The 13,140-nt window shown below is 71.7% G+C and carries 14 protein-coding genes; 4 read left to right on the top strand and 10 right to left on the bottom strand.

Features of this window, described 5'->3' with window-relative positions; translation table 11 throughout:
• The coding region (locus AOK24_RS02700) for a TetR/AcrR family transcriptional regulator (RefSeq protein WP_055718427.1) at positions 1-608 on the bottom strand (608 nt) is incomplete at its 3' end.
• A gap of 136 nt (positions 609-744) precedes the next feature.
• Here AOK24_RS02700 and AOK24_RS02695 point away from each other — a divergent pair.
• Positions 745-1,971 carry an acyl-CoA dehydrogenase family protein gene (locus AOK24_RS02695; protein WP_055718426.1) on the top strand — a complete coding sequence of 409 codons (1,227 nt, stop codon included), beginning with the start codon at positions 745-747 and terminating at the stop codon, positions 1,969-1,971.
• Here AOK24_RS02695 and AOK24_RS02690 read toward each other — a convergent pair.
• The 9 genes from AOK24_RS02690 to AOK24_RS02650 all read right to left on the bottom strand — a co-directional run bounded on the left by AOK24_RS02690 (position 1,968) and on the right by AOK24_RS02650 (position 10,053).
• A complete protein-coding gene (locus AOK24_RS02690) occupies positions 1,968-2,489 on the bottom strand; it encodes a cupin domain-containing protein (RefSeq protein WP_055718425.1) in 522 nt (173 codons plus the stop codon). The genes AOK24_RS02695 and AOK24_RS02690 overlap by 4 nt on opposite strands.
• Positions 2,486-3,691 carry a cytochrome P450 gene (locus AOK24_RS02685; RefSeq protein ID WP_055718424.1) on the bottom strand — a complete coding sequence of 402 codons (1,206 nt, stop codon included), beginning with the start codon at positions 3,689-3,691 and terminating at the stop codon, positions 2,486-2,488. The genes AOK24_RS02690 and AOK24_RS02685 overlap by 4 nt, the downstream gene beginning before the upstream one ends.
• Positions 3,688-4,737, bottom strand: coding sequence for a type III polyketide synthase (locus tag AOK24_RS02680; RefSeq protein WP_055718423.1), 1,050 nt, complete (start codon positions 4,735-4,737; stop codon positions 3,688-3,690). Before AOK24_RS02680 ends, AOK24_RS02685 begins: the two co-directional genes overlap by 4 nt.
• A gap of 109 nt (positions 4,738-4,846) precedes the next feature.
• Positions 4,847-5,041 (bottom strand): hypothetical protein, encoded by a 195-nt coding sequence (locus AOK24_RS02675; RefSeq protein ID WP_055718429.1) that lies wholly within the window; start codon positions 5,039-5,041, stop codon positions 4,847-4,849.
• 102 nt (positions 5,042-5,143) lie between these two features.
• Entirely contained in the window at positions 5,144-6,010 is an 867-nt protein-coding gene (locus AOK24_RS02670; protein ID WP_055718422.1) for a phosphatidylinositol-specific phospholipase C/glycerophosphodiester phosphodiesterase family protein, read from the bottom strand.
• 159 nt (positions 6,011-6,169) lie between these two features.
• Positions 6,170-7,243 (bottom strand): acyl-CoA dehydrogenase family protein, encoded by a 1,074-nt coding sequence (locus tag AOK24_RS02665; RefSeq protein ID WP_055718421.1) that lies wholly within the window; start codon positions 7,241-7,243, stop codon positions 6,170-6,172.
• Positions 7,240-8,421: an acyl-CoA dehydrogenase family protein gene (locus AOK24_RS02660; RefSeq protein ID WP_055718420.1), complete on the bottom strand. Its 1,182-nt coding sequence runs from the start codon at positions 8,419-8,421 to the stop codon at positions 7,240-7,242. Before AOK24_RS02660 ends, AOK24_RS02665 begins: the two co-directional genes overlap by 4 nt.
• Positions 8,418-9,377 carry an NADPH:quinone oxidoreductase family protein gene (locus AOK24_RS02655; protein WP_055718419.1) on the bottom strand — a complete coding sequence of 320 codons (960 nt, stop codon included), beginning with the start codon at positions 9,375-9,377 and terminating at the stop codon, positions 8,418-8,420. The genes AOK24_RS02660 and AOK24_RS02655 overlap by 4 nt, the downstream gene beginning before the upstream one ends.
• A 79-nt stretch (positions 9,378-9,456) precedes the next feature.
• Complete coding sequence (locus AOK24_RS02650; protein WP_055718428.1) at positions 9,457-10,053, bottom strand: helix-turn-helix domain-containing protein; 597 nt, start codon at positions 10,051-10,053, stop codon at positions 9,457-9,459.
• A gap of 88 nt (positions 10,054-10,141) precedes the next feature.
• Here AOK24_RS02650 and AOK24_RS02645 point away from each other — a divergent pair, with 88 nt between their 5' ends.
• From AOK24_RS02645 to AOK24_RS02635, 3 genes are all read left to right on the top strand, one after another.
• Positions 10,142-11,674, top strand: a complete 1,533-nt coding sequence (locus tag AOK24_RS02645; RefSeq protein ID WP_055718418.1) for an ATP-dependent DNA ligase — start codon at positions 10,142-10,144, stop codon at positions 11,672-11,674.
• Positions 11,671-12,147, top strand: coding sequence for an NUDIX hydrolase (locus AOK24_RS02640; protein ID WP_055718417.1), 477 nt, complete (start codon positions 11,671-11,673; stop codon positions 12,145-12,147). The genes AOK24_RS02645 and AOK24_RS02640 overlap by 4 nt, the downstream gene beginning before the upstream one ends.
• The coding region (locus tag AOK24_RS02635) for an aldehyde dehydrogenase family protein (protein ID WP_055718416.1) at positions 12,144-13,140 on the top strand (997 nt) is incomplete at its 3' end. The genes AOK24_RS02640 and AOK24_RS02635, both read left to right, overlap by 4 nt.

The following is a 13,140-nucleotide window of genomic DNA, read 5'->3' as shown; positions in this document are numbered from 1 at the left end:
CCCCCCACCCGGTCTCCCGCAGCCGCAAGCCGGCCCCACAACAGGTCCGCCAGGCACCGCACCAACTCCGCCCGCTCGCACGGCCGTTCGCCCAGCCACCAGTCCCCGGCCGCGTGCATCATCCCGACGATCCCGTGACCCCACACCCGGGCCACCTGCTGGCCACCCGGTCCCAGATCGAGGCGCTCCTCGATGACCTGGGCCAGTTCCTCGCCCATCCGCTTCAGCAGGGGAGCGGAGTGCCGGCCGACGTCCCCCTCCGCCGGGTGCATCAGGAACCGGTACACCTGGGGCCGCGCCTCGATCGCCGCGAGGTACGTGTCGAGGGTCGCCTCGACGCGCTCACGCCGCTCCGCCGGGGCGTCCAGCGCGGCCCGCAGCGACGCCAGCAACGCGTCCGTGTGCCGCAGGGCGAGCGCGGCGTAGAGTCCACCCTTGTCCCCGAAGTGCCGGTAGAGGATGGGTTTGGTGATGCCCGCTTCCGCGGCGATCGCGTTCATCGAAGCCTGCGGCCCGTCCCGCAGCACCACCCGATCCGCCGCCTCCAGCAGTTCGCGCCGACGACGGTCAGCAGACCTCTGCTGGTCGGTCCGCTGTGTGGTGTCCATTTCGCTCCCCTGTGGTGTTTCGGTCACGCCTGCGCAAACTAACACCTGCGTCCGGAGTTGACTTTTCCTACTCACCGGTAACACACTTGGGTTACCGCTAGTAACATGCATTGTGCACCGCCGCGCTGGAGGAGTCATGGCCGAGTTCACCATGGAACTCAACGACGAGCAGAAAGAGGTCAGGGACTGGCTCCACGGCTTCGCCGCCGACGTCATCCGCCCCGCCGCCGCGGAGTGGGACGAGCGCGAGGAGACCCCCTGGCCGGTCATCCAGGAAGCCGCCAAGGTCGGCATCTACTCCCTGGACTTCTACGCCCAGCAGTACTTCGACGCCACCGGCCTCGGCATCCCGATGGCCATGGAGGAGCTCTTCTGGGGTGACGCCGGCATCGCCCTGTCCATCGTCGGCACCGGCCTCGCCGCCGTCGGCGTCCTCGCGAACGGCACCGAGGAGCAGATCGGCACCTGGATACCCCAGATGTACGGCGACGCGAACGACGTGAAGGTCGCCGCGTTCTGCTCCTCCGAGCCCGACGCCGGTTCCGACGTCGCCTCCATGCGCACCCGCGCGGTGTACGACGAGGCCAAGGACGAGTGGGTGCTCAACGGCACGAAGACCTGGGCGACCAACGGTGGCATCGCCAACGTCCACGTCGTCGTCGCTGTCGTCGACCCCGACCTCGGCTCCAAGGGCCACGCGTCCTTCATCATCCCGCCCGGCACCGAAGGGCTCTCCCAGGGCCAGAAGTTCAAGAAGCACGGCATCCGAGCCTCCCACACCGCCGAGGTCGTCCTCGACAACGTCCGCGTCCCCGGCTCCTGCCTCCTCGGCGGCAAGGAGAAGCTGGACGAGCGTCTCGCGCGGGCGCGCGAGCGGGCCAAGTCGGGTGGCGAGCGGGTCAAGAACGCGGCGATGGCCACGTTCGAGGCGTCCCGGCCCGCCGTCGGTGCCATGGCCGTCGGTACGGCCCGCGCCGCGTACGAGGTCGCCCTCGACTACGCCAGGACCCGCGAGCAGTTCGGGCGTCCCATCATCGACAACCAGGGCGTCGCCTTCCAGCTCGCCGAGATGCGTACGCAGATCGACGCGGCCCGGCTGCTGGTCTGGCGTGCCTCCTGGATGGCCATCAACGGCAAGCCGTTCACCGCCGCCGAGGGCTCCATGTCGAAGCTGTTCGCCAGCGAGACGGCCAAGACGGTCACCGGGCAGGCGATCCAGATACTCGGCGGGAACGGGTACACGCGGGAGTACCCGGTGGAGCGGATGCACCGGGACGCCGCGATCTACACGATCTTCGAGGGCACGAGCGAGATCCAGAAACTGGTGATCGCCCGCACCCTCTCCGGAATGAACATCCGCTAACGGTGTCTCAGAGGCGTGAGCTGCTCGATGTCGTAGCGCCTCCGCAGCTCCTCGATCGCCTCGTGGTCCGGCGGGCCCCCGCTCCCCAGGATCTCCAGCAGCTCCTCGAAGTAGCGCTCGTGATCCGGGGGCGGTGACGCCTGGAAGAACATCTTCGCCGGGGTGTCCGTCGGGTTCGCGAAGGCGTGGGGGCACCCCGGGGGGACGACGATGACCGTGCCCGGCGTCGCGCGTACCACCCGGCCGCCCGAACTCGACTCCCAGCGCTGCCAGTTGTCCGGCGTGCGGATGCGCGGCTCGAAGGCGAGGACGTCCAGCTCGCCCTCCAGGACGTAGAACAGCTCCTCGCTGTGCGTGTGGACGTGCGCCCCCACGTCGAACCCCGGCGGCACCTCCACCTCGAACGTCGACGCCGTCCGCGAGTGCTCCCCGGTCACCTTGAACGTCACCCGCTGCGCCGGCGTCTGGACGACCCGCCCGTGCCCCGGCGGTACGAGGAGACCCTCGCCGGCCGTCACCAGGTCACCGGCAGCGACTCGGGGCCACGGATCAACGCACCCTTCCTGAAGGGGACTTGATCGGCGGGAACCGCCAGCCGAAGGCCCGGCAGCCGGTCCAGGAGCGCGTCCACGAGCAACTCCTCCTCCATGCGGGCCAGCATGTTCCCGGGGCAGAAGTGCGGCCCGAACCCGAAGGCCACGTGGGGATTGGGGGAGCGGGAGAAGTCGATCTCGTCCGGCGCCGGGAAGACCGCCGGGTCCCGGTTCGCGGCGAGGTACGACACGTACACCGCGTCCCCCGCCCGGATGCGGACCCCCCTGATCTCGACGTCCTCGGTCGCGATGCGGGAGAGGCCGACGGCGTTGCGGTGGGGGAGCCAGCGCAGCAACTCGTCGATGGCGCGCGGCCGGATCGCCGGGTCGGCCCGCAAGGCCGCCACCAACTCCGGCCGGGACAGCAGGAGATGGAACAGCTGGCCGCTGTTGTTCGTGACGGCCTCGCCGCCGATCTGGAGGAGGACGGCCAGCCCGACGGCCTCGTCGAGGGTGACGTCCCCGCGCCCCACGGCCGCACCGAGGAGCGAGGCGACGTCCTCGCCGGTGGAGCCCTCGCGCAGGGCGATCAGGTCGGCGAAGTACGCGCCCATCTCGGCCTTGGCCTTCTCGCTGACCTCGCGGCCGTGCGTGGCGGACAGGATCAGCTGGGTCCAGGTGTGCATGACGTGCCGGTCGGCGGCCGGGACGCCCATCAGCTCGCAGATCACGGCGATGGGGAACGGCATGAGGACGGCCGCCGTGAGGTCGGCGGGCGGGCCCTCGGCGAGCAGCGCGTCGACCAGCTCGTCCAGCATCGCCCGCGAGCGCTCCCGGATCCGCTCGACGCCCCGCGTGGTGAACGCCGCGGCCACCGAGCGCCGGATGCGCGTGTGGTCCGGCGGGTCGAGGAAGCCGACCGCGCCGCGCTCGGGGATGAAGTGCGGGGCGAGCCGGGTGACCGGCCGGTCCATGACGGCCTCGCGGCTGAACCGCGGATCGCTGACCGCGAACCGTACGTCGTCCATGCGCGTCACCAGCCACGCCCAGCCCTCCCCGTTCGGGAGCTGGATCCGGGTGACCGGGCCCTCGGCCATCAACTCCCGCAGCACCGGGTCGAATGCGGTGCCCTGGAGATCCAGGGCGGGCCACTGCCGTACCGCCTGGGCGATCGTCTCCTCGGTCATGCGCGGCTCCAGCGTCCGAGCGCCATCTCGGCGGTGATCCCGGGACCGAACCCGGCGAGCAGGCCGCGCGCCCGCTCGGGGGCGCCGCCCTCGTCGAACAGGCGGCGCAGCGCGTCCAGGACGACGGCGCTCGCGATGTTGCCGTACTCGGTGAGCGTGGCGCGGCTGAAGCGGAAGGCGTGCGGGTCGACCTGGAGGAACTTGCTCAGGTCGTCCAGGATGCGGGGGCCTCCGGCGTGCACGATGTAGAAGTCCAGGTCGGCCGCGTCCCAGCCGTGCGTGCCGGCCAGCTCCTGGAGGGCCGGGGCGAGGGGTTCCATCGTCGCCGGGACCCGCTTGTCGAGGAGGAAGTGGAAGCCGGTCGCCCGGACGTCGTACATGATCCACTCCTCGGTCTTCGGGATCAGGTACGAGCCGTTGCGCTCCAGCGCGATGCCCTCGCCGCCCCGGCCCCGCATGACGGCCGCCGCGATGCCGTCGCCGAACAGGCCGTTGGACAGCAGGGAGCCGATCGCGAGGTCGGTCGGCTGGTAGCACAGCGAGCAGAACTCGCAGGCCACGATCAGGGCGTTCGCCTGCGGGTACGCCGTGCAGAAGTCGTGCGCCCGGTTGATCGCCGCGCCGCCCGCCGCGCAACCGAGCTGCGCTATCGGTATCTGGCGGGTCGAGGGGTCGAAGTCCATCTCGTTGATCAGCCACGCCGTCAGCGACGGCATCATGAACCCCGTGCACGACACGTACAGGATCACGTCGATGTCCGACGTCAGCAGCTCCGCGTCGTCCAGCGCCCGCTGCACCACGGCCGGCACCCGCGCCTTCGCCTCGGCTATGTAGACCCGGTTGCGCTCCTCGAACCCCGGATGCTTCAGCGTCTCCTCGATCGGCTGCACGATGTGCCGCGTCCTGACCCCCGTGTTCTCTATCAGCCGCAGTGCCAACGGCAGTTGAGGATGATCCGCGTGCCGCTCCCGCGCCAGCTCCAGCGTCTCCTCCATCGTGATCACATACTCCGGCACCGACACCGAGGGCCTGCACAAAGTAGCCATGACCGGATCCTGCTTTCGCCAGGGGATGCTCCCCTCACGATCACTCGGGGGACAGGCGATCTCGCGCGGAGTTACTCCATTCCAGCGACGCTCCGCCGGTGCCCGCAGTTCAAGGTCGAATCCCCGCCACCAGGTCCGCCGTCGCCGTCAGTCCACTGTGAATCGTCGGTGCGATCCGTGTCCCCGCCAGGAAGAACCCCAGCAGCAGGCACGTGACCACGTGCGACACCTTCAGCCCCCCGTTGCGGACGAACACCACCACCAGAATCAGCAGCAGTACGACCAGGGAAATGGACACGGCCAACGCCAAACCTCCTCCACTACGTCCGCTTTCGCGGCGTTCGGCCGCAAGTGTGACGTAGGGGAGGGGTGCCCCGGCGGAGTGACCTGTCCCTCGAACGGGTGGTTACGCGGCCTGGTGGGTGTCGAGGAAGACTTCGAGCCCGGCGAGGTCGTCGGTGTTGAGGTAGTCGACGCCGGCGGCGAGAAGCTCGGCCCAGAGGGCGTCCCGCGCGGGCCCGGCGATGTCGGGCGTGGCCCAGAAGCGCACCTTCTGCCCCCGCTCGTGCGCGGCGGAGACGATCCCGCGCAGCCGCTGCCGCTCGGCCTCGGGGAAGGGACCGACGCCGAGCCAGGTGAAGTTGAGGGTCCAGTTGTCGCTGATGAGAGGGATGAGGGAGGCGGGCGCCGCGGTGCCGAGGTCGGCGAGGCGGCCGTCGTAGAAGGCGCGCCGGAAGGCCTGCGCCTCCAGGGGCCCGCGCGCGGCGCGGTCGCCGGAGACGACGGCGGTGACGGAGCCCTTGCGGACCCGGCCGTGGGCATACGTGGTGAACAGCCCGGGGTAGCGCCGGAGATGGCGGTCCAGCGCCAGGTACGTCGAGGACCCCTCGGTCTTGATGTCGATGAGGAGCTGAACCGGCTGACGCCAACCCCGGTACACGGAACCGTGGTTGGCGCGCACGCGGGCCGCGAGGGGCTCCAGGTAGAGGGATTCGAGCGTCCGGGTGGGGTCGAGGTCGCTCACCTCGTGGCCGATCAGCAACTGGTCGCCGACGAGGAAGATATCCGCCTCGACGCTGCCGAACCGGTGGTCGAGCGCGTCGAAGAGGGGCCGGGTGTGCTCGTAGTCGTTGTGGGCGTGCGCGCGCCACAGCGGCTCCCGGCGGCCGGGGTGCCGCTCGGCGGCGAGCGCGCTGACGCCGGGCAGGGCGACGGTGCTCGCGAGGGCGGCGCCGAACGCGCCGAGGGCTCTGCGACGGGTGGTGAGGGCCATGCGCTGCTCCCTGTCTCGTGGGGGTCCCCCGCGAGTATGCGGGCGTGGACACCTCAAGAGGAGGAAGCAGCACAGGAGTTGGCCGGACGTTCACCGGGACGCACGAAGGCGACGAAGAAGCCCGCCCCAGGTGGGACGGGCTTCACCGGGCGAAAACCCTTACGGCGCCTGGAGGTCGACGAGTCCGGCGAGAGTCGTCCGGTGCGCGCCGGCCGTCCCGTACGCGATGGAGTCGGCCTTGGCCCGCTTCAGGTAGAGGTGGGTCGGGTGCTCCCAGGTCATGCCGATGCCCGCGTGCAGTTGCAGCGCCTCTTCCACGGCCCGTACGGCGACCGGCGAGGCGTACGCCTGGGCGACCGCGACGGCCACCTCGACGTCCTCGCCCGTGGCGAGCGCGTCGGCCGAACTGCGGGCAGCCGCGCGGAGGTTGACGACCTCCAGCCACACCTGGGCGAGCCGGTGCTTGAGCGCCTGGAACCCGCCGACGGACCGGTTGAACTGCTTGCGGTCCCCCAGATAGCGGACCGTCTCGGTCAACGCCCAGTCGGCGACGCCGAGTTGCTCGGAGGCCAGCAGCCCGGCGGCCGACCGCAGCGCACGGCGCACGGCGGGCCCGGAGTCGCCGAGGCGGCGCCCGGGAGCGCCGTCGAGCGTGACCGTGGCCAGCGGCCGGGTGAGGTCGAGGGACGACTGCGGGGTGAGCGTCGCGTCGGCGGCCTCCACGGCGTACAGCCCGCCGTCCTCGGCAGGGACCAGCAGCACATCGGCGGCGGCAGCGTCCGCGATCCCGGTCAACTGCCCGTGCAGGCGCCCGTTTTCGAGGCGGACGACGGAGTACGCGGTGCCCGGCGCGCGGTGCAGGCCGACGGCGAGGGCCCCGACGGCACGGCCCGACGCGAGCCGCTCCAGCAGCTCCGCGTCCCCGCACTCCAGGAGCGCCTCGGTGGCGACGACCGCGCTGGACAGATAGGGCACGGGAGCGACGGCCCGGCCCAACTCCTCCAGGACGACGGCGACTTCGCGGTGCGAGGCGCCCTGGCCGCCCTGCTCCTCGGGGACGAGGAGCCCGGCGAGGCCCATGTCCCCGGCGAGCAGCTTCCACAGGGCGAGGTCGTGCGGCGCGTCCGACTCGGTGCGCGCGATGACCCCGGCCGCGTCGCAGTGGTCGGTGAGGAGGTCCCGTACGGCGGACCGCAGGGCCTCTTCCTCCTCCGAGTACAGCAGGTCGCTCATCGGGCCAGGTCCTTCCAGGCGACGTCCTTGTCGGTGCGCGGCTCGGCGGGCAGGCCCAGGACGCGTTCGGCGACGATGTTCAGCAGGATCTCGGTGGTCCCGCCCTCGATGCTGTTGCCCTTGGCGCGCAGGTAGCGGTAGCCGGCCTCGCGTCCGGTGAAGTCGACGAGTTCGGGGCGGCGCATCGTCCAGTCGTCGTACAACAGGCCCTCGGAGCCGAGGAGTTCGACCTCCAGGCCGCTGATCTCCTGGTTGAGCCGGGCGAACGCGAGCTTCATCCCGGCGCCCTCGGGTCCGGGCTGCCCGGCGGAGAGCTGCTGGCGCAGCCGGTCGGCGGTGAGCCGGGAGACCTCGGACTCGACCCACAGCTTCAGCAGGCGCTGGTGGAGTTCGTGGGTGCGTAGTTCGGGGCGTTCGCGCCAGGTCTTCGCGACCGGCCCGATCATCCCGCCCTCGCGCGGAATCCGCATCCCGCCGATGGCGACGCGCTCGTTGTTCAGCGTGGTCTGCGCGACCCGCCAGCCGTCGCCGACCTCACCGAGCCGGTGCGCGTCGGGGACGCGGACGTCGGTGAGGAACACCTCGTTGAACTCGGCCTCGCCGGTGATCTGCCGCAGCGGGCGCACATCGACGCCGGGGTCGGTCATGTCGCACAGGAAGTACGTGATCCCCGCGTGCTTGGGCACGGTCGGGTCGGTGCGGGCGATGAGGATGGCCCACCGGGCGTTGTGCGCGCCGGACGTCCACACCTTCTGCCCGTTGACGACCCAGCCGTCACCCTCGCGTACGGCGCGCGTCCCGAGCGCCGCGAGGTCGGACCCGGCGCCGGGTTCGCTGAAGAGCTGGCACCAGACCTCCTCGCCGGTCCACAACGGCCGCAGGAAACGCCGGTGTTGCTCGGGCGTCCCGTACTTGAGGATCGTCGGCGCGGCCATGCCGAGCCCGATGCCGTTGCGCCGGGCGTCGTTGTCGGGCGCCCCGGCCGCCGCCAACTCCGCGTCCACGACGGCCTGGAGAGCGCGCGGCGCGTCCAGCCCGCCCAGACCGACGGGGTAGTGGACCCAGGCGAGCCCGGCGTCGAAGCGGGCGCGCAGGAAATCGAGCCGGTCGGTGCTCGCGGGCGGGTACGCCGCGAGCAACTCGCCGGCCAGGCGCTTCAGTTCGGTCGCGTCGGTCATGCGGAGACCTCCACGACGACGCGGCCCGTGGTGACCCCGTCGGCCAGCTTCTGCACGACTGCGGCGGCGCCGGCCAGCGGGACGCGCTCGCTCACCAGCGGCTTGATCGCGCCCCGCGCGGCGAGTTCGGTGAGCTGCTCGTGGCAGTGCTGGATCAGCTTCGGGTTCTTGGTGGCGTACAGGCCCCAGTGCAGGCCGAGCAGCGAGTAGTTCTTCACCAGGGCGTGGTTCAGCGAGGGGCTCGGGATGGAGCCGCTGGCGAACCCGACGACCACGATCCGTCCCTCGAACGCGACGACCTTGGCCGACTGCTGGTAGGCCTCGCCGCCGACCGGGTCGTAGACGACGTCGGCGCCCCGCCCACCCGTCGCCTCCTTCACGGCGCCGACGACGTCGTCCGCCCGCCGGTCGATGACGACGTCGCAGCCCAACTCCCGGGCCACAGCGGCCTTCTCGGCACCCCCGACGACGCCGATGACCCGCGCCCCGGCCGCCTTCCCGAGCTGCACGGCCGCGCTCCCGACCCCACCGGCGGCGGCGTGCACGAGCAGCGTCTCCCCGGCTTCGAGGCGGGCACGCCGGTGCAGTCCGAACCACCCGGTCTGGTAGCCGATGTGCAGGGCGGCGGCCTCGGCGTCGTCCAGCGACTCGGGCGCGGGGAACAGTGCGGCGGGGTCGGCGACGGCGTACTCGGCGAGCGCGCCGAACGGCAGGACGGGGTTGCCGATGACCCGCCGCCCGTCCTCGGTCTCCCCGCACAGCTCCACGCCGGGCGTGAACGGCAGCGGCGGCCTGACCTGGTACTGCCCCCGGGCCATCAGCACATCGGGGAAGTTGATGCTCGCGGCACGCACCTTCAGCAGGATCTGGCCGTCACCGGGCGTCGGCCGCTCCACCTCGGCGAGCCGCATCACCTCGCCGGGCTCGCCGTTCTCGTGCACTTGCCATGCCTGCATGTGGTGCCTCCACGGGGGACTACGTCGTCTGACCGAGGTCACTTCGCATACTAAGCGGTCGCTTGCCGGGAGGGAACCGTCAGTTTCCGTCGGAGCGGGTCTCGGAACGGCCCTTGGGCCGGGCCCGCACATGCATCCGCTCCCCCTGCGGCCCGAACAGGCTCAAGAACTCCACCGGCCCCTCTCCCGTGGACCCGAACCAGTGCGGCACCCGCGTGTCGCACTCCGCCGCCTGCCCGGCCGTCAGCACCACGTCGTGCTCCCCCAGCACCACCCGCAGCTTCCCCGACAGCACGTACAACCACTCGTACCCCTCGTGCCTACGCGGCTCGGGCCGCTCCTCGCTCTGCGGCACCAGCACCTTGTACGCCTGAAGCCCGCCCGGCTGCCGGGTCAACGGCCAGAAGGTCCGCCCATGCCGGACGAGCGGCTCGGACCTGACCCGGGGATCCCCCACCTTCGGCGCCCCCACCAGCTCGTCCAGCGCCACCTGATGCGCCTGCGCGATCGGCAGCAGCAGCTCCAGCGACGGCTTGCGCAGCCCCGACTCCAGCCGGGACAACGTACTGACGGAGATCCCCGTCGCCTCCGACAACCCCGCCAGCGTCACCTGCCGCTCCTTGCGGACACGACGCAACCGTGGCCCCACCTCGGCGAGAACTTCGTCCGTACTCATACCGCGCATTGCATTTTCGGCAACAGGGTTTGTCAACCCCGCAGTACTCCAGGATGTGCGCGAGCCACCCCCGTAGGACGATGGCCCTATGCTCCTAGCCCGGCTGGCCGAGGTCTCCCGGGAGGTCGCCGCGACCTCGGCGCGCTCCCGCAAGACGGCCCTGCTCGCGGACCTCTTCCGCGAGACGGCCCCTGAGGACGTCCCCGTCGTGATCCCCTACCTCGCGGGCCGCCTCCCTCAGGGCAGACTCGGCATCGGCTGGAAACTCCTGAGCCGTACGCCGGACCCGGCCCAGGACCCGACGCTCACCGTCACCGACACGGACGCCCGCCTCACCGCCCTCGGCAAGGTCGCGGGAACCGGCTCCCAGGCCGAACGGGCCCGCCTGCTCACGGAGTTGATGGCGCGGGCCACGGCGGACGAACAGCGCTTCCTGCGGGGCCTGTTGACCGGCGAGGTCCGCCAAGGAGCCCTGGACGCGCTCGCCACGGAAGCCCTGGCCCAGGCAACTCAGGCACCCCCGGCGGACGTTCGCCGAGCGGTGATGCTGGCGGGCTCCCTGCAACCGGTCGCCCAGGCCCTCCTGGCCGACGGCCCACCGGCCCTCTCGGAGTTTCAACTCACCGTGGGCAGGCCGGTGTTCCCCATGCTGGCCCACACCGCGACCTCGACCGAGGAAGCCCTCACCAAACTCGGCCCGTGCGCGATCGAGGAGAAGCTCGACGGCATCCGCGTCCAGCTCCACCGGGACGCCTACGAGATCCACGTCTACACCCGCACCCTCGACGACATCACCGACCGCGTCCCCGAACTCACGGACATCGCCCGCGAGTTGACCAGCACCGCCTTCATCCTGGACGGCGAGATCCTCGCCCTGGACCCGACGACGAACCGCCCCCTCCCCTTCCAGGAGACCGCCGGAAGGGTCGGCTCCCGCGTCGACGTCACGAAGGCCGCCGCTGCCACCCCCCTCTCGCCCGTCTTCTTCGACGCCCTCTCGGTGGACGGCCGCGACCTCCTGGACCTCCCCTACACGGACCGCCACGCGGAACTCGCCCGCCTGGTCCCGGAGCCGATGCGGGTCCGCCGAGAACTCGTCACCGACCCCGGCCCCGCCGCGACCTTCCTCGCGCAGACCCTGGCCCGAGGCCACGAGGGCGTCGTCCTCAAAGCCCTCGACTCGCCCTACAGCGCGGGCCGCCGAGGCACCTCCTGGCTCAAGGTCAAGCCCGTCCACACCCTCGACCTCGTCGTCCTCGCCGTCGAACGCGGCCACGGCCGCCGCACCGGCAAGCTCTCCAACCTCCACCTCGGCGCCCGCACGGCCGACGGCGGCTACGCGATGCTCGGCAAGACCTTCAAGGGCATGACCGACGCGATGCTCACCTGGCAGACCGAACACCTCGGCGCCCTCGCCGTCGCCGACGACGGCTGGACCGTCACCGTACGCCCCGAACTCGTCGTCGAGATCGCCTACGACGGCCTGCAACGCTCCTCCCGCTACCCGGCCGGCGTCACCCTGCGGTTCGCCCGCGTCGTCCGCTACCGCGAGGACAAGCGCCCTGAGGACGCGGACACCGTCGAGACCGTCCTCGCCGCGCACCCGGAGGTACGGCCGTGAAGCGCAGCGCGGGCCTGCTCCTGTTCCGGCGCCGGGACGGCCGTACGGAAGTGCTGCTCGGGCACATGGGCGGGCCGCTGTTCGCGCGCAAGGACGCGGGGGCGTGGACCGTGCCCAAGGGGGAGTACGGCGACGGCGAGGCGCCCTGGGACGCGGCGCGGCGGGAGTTCCGGGAGGAACTGGGGCTTGAGCCGCCCGACGGGGAGGCCCTCGCGCTCGGGGAGGTCCGGCAGGCCGGCGGGAAGCTCGTCACCGTGTGGGCGGTCGAGGCGGACCTCGACCCGGCGGCGGTCGTCCCGGGGACGTTCCGGATGGAGTGGCCGCCCAGGTCGGGACGGTTCCAGGAGTTCCCCGAGCTGGACCGGGTCGCCTGGTACGGCCTCGACGAGGCGCGCGGACTCGTCGTACCCGCCCAGGCCACGTTTCTCGACCGCCTCGCTGAGCACCCGTCCCCCGAAGGAGGCCCACCATGACCATCGCGACGGTGAACCCGGCGACCGGCGAGACCCTCAAGACCTACCAGCCCATGGACGCCGAGGAAGTGGAACGGCGACTGCGCCTCGCCGAGGGCGCGTTCCGGGCGTACCGGACGACGTCGTACGAGGAACGCGCGCGGTGGCTGACCTCCGCCGCCGACCTCCTCGACGCGGACCGGGGCGACATCGCCCGGACCATGACGACCGAGATGGGCAAACCCGTCCTCCAGGCCCGCGCCGAGGCCGCGAAGTGCGCGAAGGCGATGCGCTGGTACGCCGGGAACGCGGCGGCGCTGCTCGCGGACGAGGTCCCGGCGACCGCCGACGTACGCGACTCCGGCGCGGAACGCGTCCTCGTGCGCTACCGGCCGCTCGGGCCCGTCCTCGCGGTCATGCCGTGGAACTTCCCGCTGTGGCAGGTGATCCGGTTCGCGGCGCCCGCGCTGATGGCGGGGAACGTCGGTCTCCTCAAGCACGCGTCGAACGTGCCGCAGACCGCGCTCTACCTGGAGGACCTGTTCCGGCGCGGCGGGTTCCCCGAGGGATGCTTCCAGACGCTGCTGATCGGGTCGGGCGGCGTGGACGAGGTGCTGCGCGACGAGCGGGTCCGCGCGGCGACCCTCACCGGGAGCGAGCCCGCCGGGCGGGCCGTCGCCTCCGCCGCCGGGGACATGGTGAAGAAGACCGTGCTCGAACTGGGCGGCAGCGATCCCTACGTCGTCATGCCGTCCGCCGACCTCGACCGCGCGGCCGAGGTCGCGGTGACCGCGCGCGTCCAGAACAACGGGCAGTCGTGCATCGCCGCGAAACGGTTCATCGTGCACGCCGACGTGTACGAGGAGTTCGTCGAGCGGTTCGTCGCCGGGATGCAGGCGCTGCGGGTCGGGGACCCGCTCGACGAGGAGACACAGGTGGGGCCGCTGGCGAGCGAGCAGGGGCGGGCCGACCTGGAGGAACTCGTCGAGGACGCGCGGCGGGGCGGGGCGCGGG

It is taken from the genome of Streptomyces niveiscabiei (assembly GCF_001419795.1).
Taxonomy (GTDB): Bacteria; Actinomycetota; Actinomycetes; order Streptomycetales; family Streptomycetaceae; genus Streptomyces; species Streptomyces niveiscabiei.
This window is presented reverse-complemented; position numbering and strand designations above follow the sequence as displayed.

Bases quoted from the DNA above. Each gene is read 5' to 3' on its own strand.
- AOK24_RS02670 (WP_055718422.1), bottom strand. From the start codon at position 6,010: ATGGCCCTCACCACCCGTCGCAGAGCCCTCGGCGCGTTCGGCGCCGCC.
- AOK24_RS02650 (WP_055718428.1), bottom strand. From the start codon at position 10,053: ATGAGTACGGACGAAGTTCTCGCCGAGGTGGGGCCACGGTTGCGTCGT.
- AOK24_RS02660 (WP_055718420.1), bottom strand. From the start codon at position 8,421: ATGACCGACGCGACCGAACTGAAGCGCCTGGCCGGCGAGTTGCTCGCG.
- AOK24_RS02665 (WP_055718421.1), bottom strand. From the start codon at position 7,243: ATGAGCGACCTGCTGTACTCGGAGGAGGAAGAGGCCCTGCGGTCCGCC.
- AOK24_RS02685 (WP_055718424.1), bottom strand. From the start codon at position 3,691: ATGACCGAGGAGACGATCGCCCAGGCGGTACGGCAGTGGCCCGCCCTG.
- AOK24_RS02680 (WP_055718423.1), bottom strand. From the start codon at position 4,737: ATGGCTACTTTGTGCAGGCCCTCGGTGTCGGTGCCGGAGTATGTGATC.
- AOK24_RS02695 (WP_055718426.1), top strand. From the start codon at position 745: ATGGCCGAGTTCACCATGGAACTCAACGACGAGCAGAAAGAGGTCAGG.
- AOK24_RS02655 (WP_055718419.1), bottom strand. From the start codon at position 9,377: ATGCAGGCATGGCAAGTGCACGAGAACGGCGAGCCCGGCGAGGTGATG.
- AOK24_RS02645 (WP_055718418.1), top strand. From the start codon at position 10,142: ATGCTCCTAGCCCGGCTGGCCGAGGTCTCCCGGGAGGTCGCCGCGACC.